Below are 16,373 nucleotides of genomic sequence, written 5' to 3'. Positions count from 1 at the left end.
CATAAATGTCTATATCATATTAAATTTCGTTTTTTCTTTTTGTCTTATACCACCTCTCGGGGATGACTTGATTACAGGCGTCGAGGTAATCTCCTTGCGTGCAAGGTAATAACGTATGCCTCTTAAGTTTATTATTTGCAGGTGAAATAAATGGAATTTCTATCCACCAGCGACCGCTTACCGGACTCTTATAAAAAACCAGAATTTCATCGTCAATTGGAACCTGGTATCTTATAAACTCCTTTTTAGAGGAAATAGTATTTTCATTTTTTCTAAAATTCACCCCCTCAATAAAATACCACAGTATTTGAGCCACTAACATGTTTGAAGCAGGAAAATTAAGCTGGGAGGTATATTCAAATATTCCAAATGAAGACACTTTATCACTAATACCTGCATATCGCGCCAAAGCACAAATTTCTTTCCCGTCAAAACCGTTAGAAGATCTAAGTCTGTAGTTGCCAAGCGCACCTGCACTAATCGCACCCAGATCAAGCCCCACCAAATTGGCGTCTCGCATCACTGGCTCAATTGCAGTGATATCAGCCGACACTTCTCCCAATCTTATTGCATCAAAGAACAACCGCTCCATCAACTCAATCTCGTCCTGCGAATTGAGATAAGTTTGATAACCCAGATTAGAATAATTGAAGAGATTGTAAGGTTTAGTCACTACCATCTTCCCTACATAAGAATGGTTACTTATTGGTTTATCGGCATCTCCAAGGTCAAACCTGGAATCGATGTTCACCAGGTTCACCATCTGCTCCACCCCGTCATAAGCCCGGTACTGGGCATACAGGAGATCTTCGCTTCCTCCAAGAAACACCGGAATAATGCCATTTTTAAGACAGTAGTTCACCACAGATTGGACTGCAAAAAAAGTATCTTCTTCAGAATCCCCTTTTTGAACATCCCCTAAATCGGCCATTGGCAGATTCCAGTTGCCCGCGTATAGATTGTAAAACTCTCTTCTAACATTATCAAAATCAAACGGCTCTCCGGTGGGATCTTCATCCAAACGATCTTCCAAGACTCCAAAAAAGGCAATTTTAATGCCATCAAGATCAGGAAAAGCTTTGTTTTCAAGATGAATCCGCATAGATGCCCCCAAACTGTTACCCGCAGTTACGAGCTCCTCCTTCACCGGCGTAAGAAAATCGAATTCCATAAATTACTTCTTTTTGGAGACAGTTTTTTTACTGGTGGTTTTCTTAGCTGCAGTCTTTTTAGTGCCGGTAGACTTTTTAGCAGTTTTCTTTTTAGGAGCTTTTTTCTCCAGTATACCCTTTACCTCTTCCAGCGTTAATTTTGTTGCATCTACAGTCTTGGGCAGCTCAATTTTAGTCTTTCCTTTCACAATATTAGAACGACCCCATCTTGCCTTTTCTACCTTTATTCCTTCATCTTCCCAATTGTGAATCACCTTCTCACGCTCTTTTCTGATCTTATCTTCAATAAGTTCCTCTATATCTTCTGCGGAAAGATTATCAAAATCGTACTTTTTATTCACGTTGATGAACATATCGTTCCACTTAAGGAAAGGTCCAAAACGCCCCACCCCTTTTTGCACAGGCAGGTCTTTATATTCATAGATAGGCGCATCGGCCTTTTCTTTTTCCTTGATCAATTCCAGCGCCCGCTCCATGGTTACCTCAATAGGATCTTCACCTTTTTCAAGAGAGACGAATTTTTTCCCATATCGCACATAAGGTCCAAAGCGACCGTTATTTACCTCCACTTTTTCTCCTTCATATTCTCCAAGTTCCTTCGGAAGTTTAAACAATTCCATCGCCTCTTCAAAAGTGACAGAATCAAGGGTTTGATCTGGTGAAAGACTGGCAAATTTTGGTTTCTCCTCATCTTCAACAGAACCCATTTGTACCATAGGCCCAAATTTACCGAGTCGCACGCTTACCGGCTTTCCTGTAACAGGATCTTCCCCTAATATTCTTTCGCCCACTTCCCTTTCGGCATTTTGGGCAACGTCAAGCACATTAGGATGAAAATCACTGTAGAAGTCTTTCATCATCTTGGTCCACTCCTCATTTCCTTCAGCAATATCATCAAAATCCTGCTCTACCTTGGCGGTGAAATTGTAATCCAGGATGCTTGAAAAATGAGTGACAAGAAAATCGTTCACTACCATTCCAACATCGGTTGGCACCAGTTTTCCTTTATCACTACCTACAGTTTCTGTAAGCTTCTTTTCGTTTATTTTTTCAGCCTTTAAAGTAAATTGCACATAATCACGCTCTACCCCGTCAACCGATCCTTTTTCGATATAATTCCGATTTTGAATGGTAGAAATTGTAGGTGCATACGTAGACGGTCTTCCAATCCCTAACTCTTCCAGTTTCTTCACCAATGAAGCTTCAGTATAGCGGTAAGGCGGCCGTGTAAACCTTTCGGTGGCTGTGATATAGTTGTTTTTTAAATTTTCGTTTACCCTTAGCGCAGGCAGCATTCCTTCCTGTTCTTGCAATTCTTCATCCTCTTCGTCGCGACCTTCAAGATAAACTTTCAGGAACCCATCAAATTTTAAAACCTCTCCATTGGCAGTGAACTGCTTATCGTGCTTATCGGCTTCAATTTTCACATTGGTTCTCTCCAGTTCGGCTTCACTCATTTGGGATGCTATGGCACGTTTCCAGATCAATTCATACAGGCGCTGTTCATCGCGATCGGCCTGTACGCTATGTGCTGCAAAATTTGTAGGCCTTATTGCTTCGTGAGCTTCCTGCGCCCCTTTGGTCTTTCCTTTAAACTGGCGTGTTTTACTGTACTTTTCACCATAGGCGTCTAAAATCTCTTTTTTAGCACCTTTTCTTGCATCATCCGAAAGATTCACGCTATCGGTTCTCATATAAGTAATATGCCCCGCCTCATAGAGACGCTGCGCCATGGTCATGGTCTTACTTACGGAAAAATATAATTTACGGGCAGCTTCCTGCTGAAGTGTTGACGTTGTAAATGGTGGTGCAGGTGATTTTTTAGCAGGTTTGGTAGTAAGATCTGCTACCTTAAAATTAGCTCCCAGGTTGTCTGAAAGAAACTGCTCGGCTTCAGCCTTGGTGTCAAAGTTCTTGGGAAGCTTGGCTTTAAAAGATTTGCCATCTTCGTTGGTGAATTCGGCATCTATTCTAAAAGAAGCTTCAGGAATAAACCCCTGAATTTCCCGCTCTCTCTCTACAATCAACCTCACCGAAACACTTTGCACCCTTCCTGCTGAAAGACCTCCTTTTACTTTTCTCCAAAGCACCGGCGAAAGCTCGTAACCCACAAGCCTGTCAAGAACCCTGCGCGCCTGCTGGGCATTTACAAGGTTATAATTGATGCCTCTTGGGTTTTCAATCGCTTTTAGAATAGCCGATTTTGTGATCTCGTGAAAAACGATCCTTTTGGTTTTGGCCTTATCAAGATCCAGCTCTTCGGCCAGGTGCCATGCAATAGCTTCTCCCTCCCGGTCCTCATCACTCGCCAGCCATACCATTTCTGCACTCTTTGCTAAGCTCTTTAGTTTCTTAACAACATCCTTCTTGTCTTTAGATACTATATATTTAGGAGTAAAATCACCCTCGGTATCCACACCCAACTCTTTGGAAGGCAAGTCGGCAATATGACCAAAACTCGAGGCAACAGTGTAATCTTTTCCAAGAAATTTCTCGATGGTTTTAGCCTTTGCGGGGGACTCTACAATCACTAAATTCTTTGCCATAGTATCTTTTTTTGTTTTGCAAAAGTATGGGAATTTTTAAATATGACTGCAAACCGGAAATTTTTATCGTTCAAACCTACCCTAAAATAACAATTTGGCAATTAACTTAAAATGCACAACCCACCTTCCGCTGGAATTTATTCTGAATATTACCAAGAAGAAATTTAAACTTCAGTCATATTATATAGAGATCATAGGAACGCGGAAAAATACCTTTCAAAAATGCCATTTTTGAAGCTTCAGTATTTAACTGTATCTTTTGCCTCTACTTCTTCCGAAGAAGCCTTCCAGATTTTCCTCCTGTCACTTTGTCACATACCAACTAAAACTGTATCTTTGCCCGTTCAATTGCCTCATGGCATTTTTTTGAATTATGGAGAAGATTATAGACGAAAAGCAGCAGGGAAATACATTGGTAATGGAGCCCAAAACGGGTAACGGGAAAAAGCTGATGATTGAGAGCTACGGCTGCCAAATGAACTTTAGCGACAGTGAGATCGTAGCATCAATTCTTGCTAAAGAAGGCTTTGATACCACTCAAAGTCTCGAGGAAGCCGATCTGGTTCTTATCAACACCTGCTCAATTAGAGATAAAGCAGAACAAACAGTACGAAAGCGACTGGAAAAATATAATGCTGTAAAAAAAATCAACCCGGGGATGAAGGTGGGCGTACTTGGCTGTATGGCCGAACGCTTAAAAGCCCAGTTCCTGGAAGAAGAAAAGATTGTTGATCTTGTGGTGGGGCCCGATGCCTACAAAGACCTGCCAAACCTCATTAACGAAGTGGAAGAAGGTCGCAACGCCGTAAATGTGATCCTCTCAAAAGACGAAACTTACGGAGATATTTCTCCCGTGCGTTTGCAAAGCAACGGCGTTTCGGCCTTTGTTTCCATTACCCGTGGCTGTGATAATATGTGTACGTTTTGTGTGGTACCTTTTACCCGCGGAAGAGAGCGTAGCCGTGACCCACAGAGTATAATGGAAGAGGTGAATGAACTGGCACAAAAAGGCTTTAAAGAAATCACACTTTTGGGACAGAACGTTGACAGCTATTTATGGTATGGCGGCGGACTCAAAAAGGACTTTAAAAATGCTTCGGAAATGCAAAAGGCCACCGCTACCAATTTCGCTGCCCTTTTGAGAATGGTAGCCGAAGCACATCCAAAAATGAGAGTAAGGTTCTCTACTTCAAATCCGCAGGATATGACGCTTGATGTGATTGAAGCCATGGCAAAATACCCGAATATTTGTAAATATATTCACCTGCCGGTTCAAAGCGGTAGCGACAGGATCCTTAAAGCCATGAACAGGCTGCACACCCGCGAAGAATATTTTGAGTTGATTGACAACATCAGGAAACTAATGCCCGATTGTGCTATCTCACAGGATATGATCACAGGATTCCCTACAGAAACCGAAGAAGATCACCAGGATACACTATCCCTTATGGAATATGTGAAATATGACTTCGGATTCATGTTCGCTTATTCTGAAAGACCCGGAACCATGGCCGCCCGAAAGTTAGAAGACGATGTTCCTGAAGAAGTTAAGAAAAGAAGACTTACAGAAATTGTAAACCTGCAACAACAACACAGCCACTTTAGAACCCGACAGTTTGTTGGCAAGACGGTAGAGGTGTTGATCGAAAAAGAATCCAAGAAATCTGATGCTCACTGGAGTGGCCGAACTACCCAAAACACTGTAGCAGTTTTTCCAAAAGAGCAATATAAGATTGGAGATTTTGTAAACGTGAAGATCAACGACTGTACCAGCGCCACTTTAATAGGAGAAGCGGTTGGGTATAGCGAGAATAATTAAGCCCCCTGCCCCCGAAGGGGGTGTAGGAGAGGTCTTAAAGATTTCTTTTTTTAAACTAATTGAAATGAAGAGCATACCAGAATCAGGTTCAATTAAACAAACAAATACCCCCATTGGGGGCTAGGGGGCATGGAAAGTATTCAGGCAATAAAACAGCGTTTCGGCATTTTAGGAAACGACCAGAAATTAAACAGGGCAGTAGAAAAAGCCATGCAGGTGGCACCAACAGATATTTCTGTACTGGTCACCGGGGAAAGCGGAGTGGGAAAAGAAAGTATTCCCAAGATCATCCATGCACTCTCCCACCGCAAACACGGTAAATATATTGCTGTAAACTGCGGTGCCATCCCAGAAGGCACTATTGACAGTGAACTCTTTGGGCACGAAAAAGGGGCTTTTACAGGCGCCACTCAAACGCGAAGCGGATATTTTGAAGTGGCCGACGGCGGAACTATTTTTCTGGATGAAGTAGGAGAACTTCCGCTCACAACTCAGGTGCGTTTATTACGGGTTTTAGAAAATGGCGAATTCATCAAGGTAGGTTCTTCAAAAGTGCAAAAGACCAATGTACGTATTGTCGCTGCCACCAACCTCAACATGGCCGATGCTATTAAAAAAGAAAAATTCAGGGAAGACCTTTACTACAGGTTAAGTACCGTTGAGATCTACCTGCCACCATTGCGCGAACGCAAAGAAGACATCCACCTGCTCTTCAGAAAATTTGCAGCCGATTTTGCTTTGAAGTACAAAATGCCCACCATTCGGCTTGAAGACGATGCCATTAGCCTGTTGCAAAAGTATTCGTGGAATGGAAACGTGAGGCAGCTAAGAAACCTCGCCGAGCAAATTTCAGTTTTAGAACAGGAAAGAAGTATAGACTCCCAAAAATTAAAAGAATATCTTCCCGGATACGGCAGCAACCTACCGGCTGTGATCGAGGAAAAGAAGAAAGAAAGCGACTTTAGCAATGAGCGGGAAATTCTCTACAAAGTGCTTTTTGACATGAAAAGCGATCTTAATGACCTCAAAAAGCTCACGTTAGAGCTTATGGAAAATGACGGCCATAAGAATGTGAAAGAGGAAAACGAAAGCCTGATCAATAAGATCTACGGAAATAATGACGAAGAAGATGTTATCCCCGAAGAAATAACCGACGAGGAACTCGAAGTACTTCAAATTCCGCAGCAAAATCCTTCAGATAAACAGGATAAATATTACTTTGCTGAAGAAATTGAGGAAGAAGAGACGCTTTCCCTTCAGGATAAGGAGCTGGAACTCATCAAGAAATCTTTGGAGCGCCACAACGGAAAACGAAAGGCAGCCGCCGAAGAACTGGGAATAAGTGAACGCACCCTGTACAGAAAGATCAAACAATACGACCTCTAAAAATGCCATTTTTGACACCCCATATTTTATGAAAAAAATACAGTTGTTGCTTCTTTTAATGCTTTCCTTCAGCCTGTCATCCTGTGGCATCTATTCATTTTCAGGAGCCGATGTGGGGAATGCGCAAACCTTTCAGGTTAATTACTTTCAGAACGCCGCAGCAATTGTGGAGCCGGGTATTGACCGTACATTCACGCTTCAGCTTCAGGATCTTATTCAGAGTCAGACGAATTTGAGCCTTACCAATGAGAATGGAGACCTGGTTTATGAAGGGGAGATCATAGATTATTATGTCGCCCCCATGAGTGCCACAGCCCAAAGTACTGCCGCACAAAACCGTCTCACCATTGTGGTCAATCTTAGGTTTTACAACACCCTAGACCCCGAAAAAGATATTTTAGACAGGCGTTTCTCGTTCTATTATGACTATCCTGCCAGTGCACAACTTATTGGGCCGGTGCTTGCTACAGCCCTTGAAGAGATCTTTACCCGCATCACTCAGGATATTTTTAATGCTACTTTGGCAAACTGGTAATGAAACAGGATGAAGTAATATCGATCCTTAAAGACCCTGCTGCCATTTCCTTTGAGCAGACAAAAGCGCTGCACGAGATTTTGCGGAAATATCCTTACTTCCAGGCGGCCCGTGCCGTGCGTCTTAAAGGATTAAAAAACGCGAACAGCCTGCACTACAACAAGGAGCTTAAGGTGACAGCCGCTCACACTACAGACAGAGGGATGCTGTTTGACTTCATTACTTCAAGGGAATTCAATCAAAATGAAATTGCCGAATCTATCAAGAAGCAGGAGCAGCAACAAAAGCAACTTGAAGACAAAGCAGCGACAAAAGTTGAAAAAGAGGATGAAAACCTGACTTTTGACAAGGCTCTGAAAATGAAATCTCAGGAATCTGCCCGCGTATTTGATCCGGGTTTGTTCCAAAAAAGAGAAGAAACAGCTCAGCCTTCAGAAGAACAAGAAGAAGATACTCTGGAAACAGGCAAACCGCTTTCCTTTAACCGCAGTGAAAACCACTCCTTTTCAGAATGGTTAAAACTGGCTTCAGCAAAACCTGTAGAAAGAGAAGAATTATCTTCGGAAGAACAGGAAGAAAAGTCCCGGAAGTTTGAACTTATTGAGGAATTCATTTCCAAAAATCCGAGGATTACCCCTTCAAAAACGGCAAAAAAAGCCAACCTCGCCGAAGACAGTCTTACAGCGCCCGAAGCCCTTATGACAGAGACTTTAGCGCGGGTTTACCTCGAACAGAAAAACTATAAAAAAGCCATCCAGGCTTATAAAATTTTAATTTTGAAAAATCCGGAAAAAAGTGGTTTCTTTGCAGACCAAATTCGGGCAATCGAAAAATTACAGGAAAATAATAGTTAAGCATAATGAGCACATTTACAATCTTTTTAACGCTAATCATTATAGTAGCGTTCTTGCTGGTAGTAGTAATCATGGTTCAAAACCCTAAAGGCGGCGGGTTATCTTCGGCTTTTGGCGGTGGCGCAAACCAGATTGGTGGAGTTCAAAAAACATCAGATTTTTTGGATAAAAGTACCTGGACACTTGCAACCCTTCTTCTTGTGCTTATCCTGCTTTCTAATGTAACTATCATGGATGGCAACGGAGTAGGAGAATCTAAGATCATGGGTGGAGAACCTGAAGTAGAGACTAACATTCCTGCACCTGTTGAAGCTCCCGTGACTACCCCTGCAGAGCAGAACTAGAAAACTTAAGACATATATAAAAATGCCAGCTTATGACAAGCTGGCATTTTTTTTTGGCTTTTGTCAGCATTTTTCAAGTGGCACAATTTTCGTCCTTAAGGCAATTCAATTAAAGAATTCATTAACTAAAATACATTTGAAAAATGGCACTAAACATTAAACCTCTTTCAGACAGAGTACTTGTTGAGCCTGCCGCAGCCGAAACTCAGACTGCATCAGGTATTTACATTCCCGAAACCGCAAAGGAGAAACCACAAAAAGGTACCGTAGTAGCCGTAGGTGGCGGTAAAAAAGACCACGACATGACCGTGAAGGTTGGTGACAGTGTACTTTATGGTAAATACGCAGGTACCGAACTCAAACTGGAAGGTAAAGATTACCTTATCATGAGAGAGGATGATATTCTTGCTATAGTATAAAACCTGAAGTAATAACCGCATTATTTTCTGGCGGTTCTTCACCTCAACTATTTTTTAGAATCAACTAACTAATTCCCGATCAGGGGAAGAAAAAAATTAAATAAAATGGCAAAAGAAATAAAATTTGATATTGAAGCCCGCGACGGTATTAAGCGCGGAGTGGATGCATTGGCAAATGCTGTAAAAGTAACTTTAGGGCCTAAAGGCCGTAACGTGATCATCAACAAATCTTTTGGAGCTCCTGTAGTGACAAAAGACGGGGTGACCGTGGCAAAAGAAATTGAACTTGAAGATGCTCTGGAGAACATGGGAGCTCAAATGGTTAAGGAAGTAGCTTCCAAAACCAATGATATCGCCGGTGACGGTACTACCACAGCAACTGTACTTGCACAGGCTATCGTAAAAGAAGGTCTTAAGAACGTTGCAGCCGGTGCAAACCCAATGGATCTTAAACGCGGAATTGACAAGGCTGTTGAAGCTTTGACTGCCAACCTTAAAGAGCAAACCCAGCAGGTAGGTGATTCTTCAGAAAAGATCAAGCAGGTAGCTTCAATCTCTGCCAACAACGATGACCAGATTGGTGAACTTATCGCCCAGGCCTTCGGAAAAGTTGGAAAAGAAGGTGTGATCACTGTTGAAGAAGCAAAAGGAACCGAAACTTATGTTGACGTTGTTGAAGGAATGCAGTTTGACCGCGGATACCTTTCTCCTTACTTCGTTACCAACAGCGAGAAAATGACTGCCGATCTTGAAGATCCATACATCCTTATATATGACAAGAAGATCTCTTCAATGAAAGACCTGCTTCCTGTACTTGAGCCAGTTGCTCAATCTGGGAAGCCCCTTTTGATCATTGCTGAAGACGTAGACGGCGAAGCCCTTGCAACTCTTGTAGTGAACAAACTAAGAGGTTCTTTAAAAATTGCTGCTGTTAAAGCTCCAGGATTCGGAGACCGAAGAAAAGCAATGCTTGAAGATATCGCAATTCTTACAGGTGGTACCGTGATCTCTGAAGAAAGAGGATTCACTCTTGAGAACGCAACACTTGATATGCTTGGTACTGCTGAAAAAGTAGCTATCGATAAAGATAACACAACTGTAGTGAACGGTGCCGGTGACAACCAGGCTATCAAAGACCGTGTGAACCAGATCAAGGCTCAGATGGAAACCACTACTTCAGATTATGACAAAGAAAAACTTCAGGAGCGTTTGGCTAAACTAGCCGGAGGTGTTGCCGTACTTTACGTAGGTGCAGCTTCAGAAGTTGAAATGAAAGAGAAGAAAGATCGTGTAGACGATGCCCTTCACGCAACCCGTGCGGCTGTAGAAGAAGGTATTGTTGCCGGTGGTGGTGTGGCCCTTGTACGCGCTAAAGCTGTACTTGCAAACCTTGAGTCTTACAATGCCGATGAAGCTACAGGAATTCAAATTGTAAGTCGTGCTATCGAAGCTCCTCTTAGAACAATTGTTGAAAACGCAGGTGGCGAAGGCTCTGTAGTGATCAACAAAGTACTTGAAGGAAAAGACAACTACGGTTACGATGCAAAATCTGACACTTATGTTGACATGATGAAAGCCGGAATTATCGATCCTAAGAAAGTAACAAGAGTAGCTCTTGAAAACGCTGCTTCGGTTGCCGGAATGATCCTTACTACCGAGTGTTCTTTGGTTGATATCAAAGAGGACAACGCCGGAGGCGGAATGCCACAAGGAATGGGCGGCGGTATGCCAGGAATGATGTAATCTGGAACTTAGATTTTAGAAGTGAGAAGTTAGACTCACTCGACTATAGGAAAACCCGCTTCATTGCTGAAGCGGGTTTTTTATTTTCAACCTTAGGTGACATAGACTTTCAAAAATGACATTTTGAAAGCTCTTTTTTTTACTTCGGAAAGATTACTTTCTTCGGAAATAGTTTTCTTCTGAAGAAGAATAAACGACTGTTAACTCTCCTTCTTTGAGCACAAAACTTCTGAAGGTCAGGTGTCAAAAATGGCATTTTCAGAACATCTTTTTGAAGTTTCTCCTGAAATAACCTCCAATAAACACCTCCATTAATTTCTACTGAAACAAACTCTTCTGAAGAAGACTGTTTGCCTGACAATTCACATCTTTAAGACCATAATTCCTGAAAGAGAGGTGTCAAAAATGGCATTTTGGATACCTATTATTTTAAATATTTACTGAAGTTCTATCAATAGTATCTAACGCCTTCTGCGCCTGAAGCAGATGCCTTTGATTATGGTAGATAACCACTCTAAAAGTATCTCCCAAACGTAATTTTATGAGGTTTGAGATACTTATTCCAGTTTTGGTGCGGGAAAGGTTCACTTTTTTAGCCTTCTTGAGAAGCTGAAGTAATTTTTGCTGATGTTCTATGAATTTATCCATCACCTCTTTCTTGTCAAGCTGCTTCCCCAAAGGATTGGAGCTTTTAAGGGTTTTCATTTTCTTTGACCCTTCTGTCGGTAACATACTCTTTGCGAAATAGTTTCCTAAAAGTCCACTTTTAAAGAATTCGGTTGCAGGATATAGAGAAGCATCAATCTGTTTCTCGATTTCAGGAACATAATAATTTCCGTAGAAATTGAGATGTTCAATACATTCCAGGGCACTCCAGGCTCCCGCAGAAGGCCTGTGTTTAAGATCATTTTCAGAAAACTTTTGTAGCTCCAGAACCAATCTTAAATTTGCTTCTGTACGCTGCATGAGATCACTTATTAAATAGGAAGATGTTGTTTTCATTCCTTTAGAATTAAAGAACCTGATCTCACTTTTTCATATAATCAAAAGCACCTTTGCGAAGGTTGATCCCGTATTCGGTATAAGCCTTCAGGCAATCCAGGAAATTCATCCAACCTCCCGAATTCTCACCATACCATTTAATACCAAATTCATTGGCTTCCATCTTTCCTTCAGTGATCTTCACCAGGGTTTGTTTATCAGAGATTTTCTCAAGCACAATTTCTACCATAGTTTTACAACCTTCGGCTCCATCCCACTCAAAAATGACATTTTCGGGAGGCTTTACCTTGATTACCCTGACAGGAAAACTATCTGGCGCCTCGCTGAAAGTCCAGAGCACAGTCTGCCCCTCTTCCATCCTTCCGGAGGCGTGAGAAGTAAAGTAAGAAGACATTTTTTCGGGCTCCACGATCGCATCAAAAACCCAGCGTTGAGATCGGGCGATCTGAATGCTGGTCTTAATTTCGAGAGCTTCCATTTTACGTATTGCCTTCAGGCTTGGAATAATTAATGATCCAGGTTACGCCGAATTTATCTGTACACATTCCGTAGTAACTTCCCCAGAAAACATCACCGATTTGCATGGTGATTTTGCCTTCTCTACAAAGGTTTTCAAAAAGCTGATCGGCTTTTTCCCTGCTTTCGGTGTTAATGGAGAGTGATACGTTGTTGCCCACTTCTACTTCGGGGCACCAGCCATCATCACAGTCGCTGCCCATAAGCGTACATTTTTCGCCCAGGGGCAGGACGATGTGCATAATTTTATTCATTCTATCTTCGGGGATAGACAAACCTTCTTCTGAAGGGATGTCGCGAAACCTTCCTATGTAAGAGAATTCACCTCCAAACACTGATTTATAGAAGTTAAAGGCCTCTTCGCAATTACCCGGAAAAGTTAAGTAGGGGTTTAATTTTTCCATTTTAGCTGATTTACAAAACATTACGTTCTAACTAATTTACTGGAATATTTCAATTGTTATATTAAAATTTTCCAAAATTAGGAGCACCAAGAAATCATCTAAACAAAAAAAGCCACGCAGTACGCGTGGCTTCTAACTTTATGTCCATTTTTTTTTGCTATGAAACAGCTTTAAGCCTTTTAATACCCGATTTGTCGAGTTTCTCTTCGGCATATTCTTTATCAACCACCAGTTGGTTCGAATTACCTTCGGGCATTTCAAACATGGCATCGGTAAGAATGGCTTCACATAGGGAACGCAATCCACGGGCACCAAGTTTGTATTCGATGGCTTTTTCGACTACAAAATCGAGGGCCTCATCGGTAATACTAAACTCGATATCATCCATCTCAAACAGTTTTTGATACTGCTTGATAATGGCATTTTTAGGCTGCGTAAGTATCGATCTAAGGGTTTCCCGATCTAACGGATTCATGTGCGTAAGCACCGGAAGACGCCCAATGATCTCTGGGATCAAACCAAAATCTTTAAGATCTTTAGGGATAATGTACTTTAACAGGTTCTCACGCTCTATAGCCTCATCATTCTTTGATGCACTAAAACCGACTGCCTGCATGTTAAGGCGCTTGCTGATGTTCTTCTCAATACCATCAAAAGCTCCTCCTGTAACGAAGAGGATATTTTCGGTATCTACCTCGATAAACTTTTGATCGGGGTGTTTACGGCCACCTTTTGGCGGTACGTTCACTGTAGTTCCTTCCAAAAGCTTTAGCAAAGCCTGCTGCACTCCTTCTCCCGAAACATCGCGGGTAATTGAAGGGTTGTCACTTTTACGGGCAATCTTGTCTATCTCATCAATAAACACGATACCGTGCTGTGCTTTTTCAAGATTATAATCGGCTGCCTGCAGTAAACGGGTAAGGATGCTTTCTACATCTTCTCCCACGTAACCGGCCTCGGTCAATACGGTTGCATCTACAATGGCCAGCGGCACGTTAAGCATCTTGGCAATGGTCTTTGCCATAAGGGTTTTACCTGTACCGGTTTCCCCTACCATGATGATATTACTCTTCTGGATCTCGATATCGTCATTATTGGCCGGCTGCAACAACCTTTTGTAGTGGTTGTAAACGGCCACAGAAAGCACTTTTTTAGTGTGTTCCTGCCCAATTACGTATTGATCCAAAAAACCCTTTATCGCCTTGGGTTTTCTTAGTTTTAGTTCAGATGAAAGCTCACCCGAGCTGTCTTGCTTTGATTCTTCTATAACGATCCCATGGGCCTGCTCAATACACCGGTCGCAAATATGAGCGTCAAGCCCGGCGATAAGCAGGTTGGTTTCAGGTTTTTTCCTTCCGCAGAAGGAACATTCTAGTTCTTCTTTTGCCATAAATTTTTTCTTCTAACCATTAAAGGTCTTCAGTATTCTTTTATGAGATTATTTATCCCTTGTTAGAATCTCATCAATCATTCCATATTCTAAAGCCTTATCTGCTTTCATCCAGTAATCGCGATCACTATCTTCATGGATCTTCTCATAGGTTTGACCGGAATGCTTGGCAATGATATCGTAAAGCTCCTTTTTAAGGATTAAAATCTCACGTGCAGTGATCTCGATATCACTGGCCTGCCCCTGCGCTCCACCAAGAGGCTGGTGAATCATAACGCGAGAATGCGGTAAACCACTTCTTTTTCCTTTTTCACCTGCACATAAAAGCACAGCTCCCATAGAGGCCGCCATACCTGTACAAATTGTAGCTACATCGGGCTTAATGAATTGCATGGTATCATAAATTCCAAGGCCGGCATAAACACTACCTCCCGGGGAATTGATATAGATCTGAATGTCTTTTGAAGAGTCTGTACTCTCCAGGAACAGCAATTGTGCCTGAATAATATTGGCAACCTGGTCGCTAATACCTGTGCCAAGAAAAATAATACGATCCATCATTAAACGGGAGAACACATCAAAAATAGCAATGTTCATCTGTCTCTCTTCAATAATGTTTGGCGTCATACCCTGCGGGTACATACTGCTTATTATTTTATTGTAATAGTTACTGTTAATCCCGTGATGCTGGGTGGCGTATTTCTCAAATTCTTTTCCGTAATCCATTGAATTTATGTCGTTTTGTTGGGGTTAAACAAAGAGGTTAACACCTCTCTCTTAGTTGCCAAAAAAGGCGTTATACCGCACTTGGTCTAACGCCCTTAAAGATATAAGTATTAATTAAGAAAAGTTCTATTCGTAAACTTCTTTAACAAATTCTTCGTATGTCACTTCTTTCTCTTCAAGGTTCACTTTTTCCTTGTAAAGGGCAAGTAGTTTTTGGTTCATTAACTGCTCAGAAAGACGTTTTACTTCATCCTGACGGGAAAGGATTCGGGCGGCGATATCGTCAAGCTCCTTTTCTTCAGGGTTCATCTGGCCAAACTGCGCCATTTGTTCTTTGATCCTTTCTTTAGCGAAAGCTTTAAGGTCTTCAAACTTAACTTCAAGATTATTATCCTGGATCAATTTACCTTCAATCAACTGGAATCTTAATCCTTTTTCGCTTTTTTCGTACTCTTCACGAGCCTCTTCAGCTGAAAGTTCTTTTTCTCCTGCAGTCTGGATCCACTTCTGAAGAAATTCCTTCGGAAGATCAAACTGAGTGTTTTCAATCAGCATTTCAGTAACATCATTCAGCAATTGTTGATCGCCCTGCTGCTCAAATTGCTTGGCCGCATCTTCTTTGATCTTTTCTTTAAGCCCGGTTACCGAAGTTACTTCCCCTTCACCAAAGAGCTTATCAAACAACTCCTGATCTAAATCTGCAAGCTCCTGAGTGTTTACTTCCTCTACGTGGAATCCCACCTCAACATCAAGCCCATGCGCTTTGTCATGCTCAACCTCAAGGAAATCCATCAATTGATGGTCATCTTCAAAAAGGCCTTTAGTGCTCACTTTTACAGTATCACCTGCTTTTGCACCAAGGAAAGGCTCCTTATTTTTGACCTTTTCAAGCGGTAAGGTAGTTTTGTTCTCTATTCCTTCAGCCTCATTTTTAAAGGTACCGGAAAGCTGATCTCCTTCTTCGGCAGATTCTTTAGAAACAAGTTTTCCATATTGCTTCTGAAGGGTTTTTACCTGGTTGTCGATCATCTCGTCACCGGCAACAATGTTATAATGAGTAATTGGCTTCTCGTTGTCAAGGCTCACCTCAAACTGTGGAGAAAGGCCAAGTTCAAATTCGAAGGTATAGTTATCGCTATCCCAGTCGAAATTTTCCTGCTCCTTTGGAAGCGGATTTCCAAGAACATCCAGTTTTTCTTCAGTGAGATATTTGTTAAGGGCATCCTGAAGCAGCTTGTTTACCTCATCTACCAAAACTGCCTTCCCGTATTGCTTCTTCACCATTCCCATAGGCACATGTCCTTTACGGAAGCCAGGAATATTCGCATTTTTACGGTAATCTTTCAGGACTTTTTCAACTTTGCCGCTATAGTCTTCTTTGGCTATATCAACCTTGAGGACTGCATTAAGTTCGTCAATGTTCTCTCTCGTTATATTCATTATAAGCGCTTATAAAAATTGGTTTGCAAAAGTACAACTTTTTTAAGAGCAAGCAAAGTTTCAAAAAGCTGAAATTC

At 41.8% G+C, this 16,373-nt stretch carries 15 protein-coding genes; 7 read left to right on the top strand and 8 right to left on the bottom strand.

Annotated elements, in window-relative coordinates:
* Window positions 1-19: 19 nt before the first annotated feature.
* Both ACQ93I_RS03155 and topA read right to left on the bottom strand, forming a co-directional pair.
* The gene (locus ACQ93I_RS03155; RefSeq protein WP_431697101.1) at window positions 20-1,171 is read right to left on the bottom strand and encodes a formimidoylglutamase; all 1,152 of its coding nucleotides are present in this window, start codon (window positions 1,169-1,171) and stop codon (window positions 20-22) included.
* A gap of 3 nt (window positions 1,172-1,174) precedes the next feature.
* Window positions 1,175-3,718 carry a type I DNA topoisomerase gene (gene topA / locus ACQ93I_RS03150; protein ID WP_431697100.1) on the bottom strand — a complete coding sequence of 848 codons (2,544 nt, stop codon included), beginning with the start codon at window positions 3,716-3,718 and terminating at the stop codon, window positions 1,175-1,177.
* Between the two features lie 373 nt (window positions 3,719-4,091).
* Between topA and miaB the strand changes: the two genes are divergently transcribed.
* The 7 genes from miaB to groL all read left to right on the top strand — a co-directional run bounded on the left by miaB (window position 4,092) and on the right by groL (window position 10,818).
* Window positions 4,092-5,537 carry a tRNA (N6-isopentenyl adenosine(37)-C2)-methylthiotransferase MiaB gene (gene miaB, locus ACQ93I_RS03145; protein ID WP_431697099.1) on the top strand — a complete coding sequence of 482 codons (1,446 nt, stop codon included), beginning with the start codon at window positions 4,092-4,094 and terminating at the stop codon, window positions 5,535-5,537.
* A 129-nt stretch (window positions 5,538-5,666) separates the two neighbouring features.
* Complete coding sequence (locus tag ACQ93I_RS03140) at window positions 5,667-6,923, top strand: sigma-54 interaction domain-containing protein (RefSeq protein WP_431697098.1); 1,257 nt, start codon at window positions 5,667-5,669, stop codon at window positions 6,921-6,923.
* A 28-nt stretch (window positions 6,924-6,951) separates the two neighbouring features.
* Window positions 6,952-7,458, top strand: a complete 507-nt coding sequence (locus ACQ93I_RS03135; protein ID WP_266068456.1) for an LptE family protein — start codon at window positions 6,952-6,954, stop codon at window positions 7,456-7,458.
* Window positions 7,458-8,312, top strand: a complete 855-nt coding sequence (locus ACQ93I_RS03130; protein WP_431697097.1) for a hypothetical protein — start codon at window positions 7,458-7,460, stop codon at window positions 8,310-8,312. The genes ACQ93I_RS03135 and ACQ93I_RS03130 overlap by 1 nt, the downstream gene beginning before the upstream one ends.
* A 5-nt stretch (window positions 8,313-8,317) precedes the next feature.
* Window positions 8,318-8,656 carry a preprotein translocase subunit SecG gene (gene secG, locus ACQ93I_RS03125; protein ID WP_431697096.1) on the top strand — a complete coding sequence of 113 codons (339 nt, stop codon included), beginning with the start codon at window positions 8,318-8,320 and terminating at the stop codon, window positions 8,654-8,656.
* 143 nt (window positions 8,657-8,799) lie between these two features.
* Window positions 8,800-9,075: a co-chaperone GroES gene (locus ACQ93I_RS03120; RefSeq protein WP_029038864.1), complete on the top strand. Its 276-nt coding sequence runs from the start codon at window positions 8,800-8,802 to the stop codon at window positions 9,073-9,075.
* Between the two features lie 105 nt (window positions 9,076-9,180).
* Complete coding sequence (groL, locus tag ACQ93I_RS03115) at window positions 9,181-10,818, top strand: chaperonin GroEL (protein ID WP_431697095.1); 1,638 nt, start codon at window positions 9,181-9,183, stop codon at window positions 10,816-10,818.
* A gap of 429 nt (window positions 10,819-11,247) precedes the next feature.
* Here groL and ACQ93I_RS03110 read toward each other — a convergent pair whose 3' ends face one another.
* From ACQ93I_RS03110 to tig, 6 genes are all read right to left on the bottom strand, one after another.
* Window positions 11,248-11,820: a DinB family protein gene (locus tag ACQ93I_RS03110; RefSeq protein ID WP_431697094.1), complete on the bottom strand. Its 573-nt coding sequence runs from the start codon at window positions 11,818-11,820 to the stop codon at window positions 11,248-11,250.
* Window positions 11,821-11,845: 25 nt separating this feature from the next.
* Entirely contained in the window at window positions 11,846-12,298 is a 453-nt protein-coding gene (locus tag ACQ93I_RS03105; protein WP_431697093.1) for an SRPBCC domain-containing protein, read from the bottom strand.
* Between the two features lies 1 nt (window position 12,299).
* The gene (locus ACQ93I_RS03100; RefSeq protein WP_431697092.1) at window positions 12,300-12,740 is read right to left on the bottom strand and encodes a VOC family protein; all 441 of its coding nucleotides are present in this window, start codon (window positions 12,738-12,740) and stop codon (window positions 12,300-12,302) included.
* A gap of 157 nt (window positions 12,741-12,897) precedes the next feature.
* Window positions 12,898-14,130 carry an ATP-dependent Clp protease ATP-binding subunit ClpX gene (clpX, locus tag ACQ93I_RS03095; protein ID WP_431697091.1) on the bottom strand — a complete coding sequence of 411 codons (1,233 nt, stop codon included), beginning with the start codon at window positions 14,128-14,130 and terminating at the stop codon, window positions 12,898-12,900.
* 48 nt (window positions 14,131-14,178) lie between these two features.
* On the bottom strand, window positions 14,179-14,856 hold the full coding sequence (gene clpP, locus ACQ93I_RS03090; RefSeq protein ID WP_266068447.1) for an ATP-dependent Clp endopeptidase proteolytic subunit ClpP: 678 nt from the start codon (window positions 14,854-14,856) through the stop codon (window positions 14,179-14,181).
* A 126-nt stretch (window positions 14,857-14,982) separates the two neighbouring features.
* On the bottom strand, window positions 14,983-16,296 hold the full coding sequence (gene tig / locus ACQ93I_RS03085) for a trigger factor (RefSeq protein WP_431697090.1): 1,314 nt from the start codon (window positions 16,294-16,296) through the stop codon (window positions 14,983-14,985).
* Window positions 16,297-16,373 lie beyond the last annotated feature (77 nt).

This window comes from Salinimicrobium sp. WS361 (genome assembly GCF_050750585.1).
GTDB lineage: Bacteria > Bacteroidota > Bacteroidia > Flavobacteriales > Flavobacteriaceae > Salinimicrobium.
The sequence above is the reverse complement of the archived record's forward strand: the minus strand, read 5'-3'. Positions and strand labels throughout refer to the sequence as shown.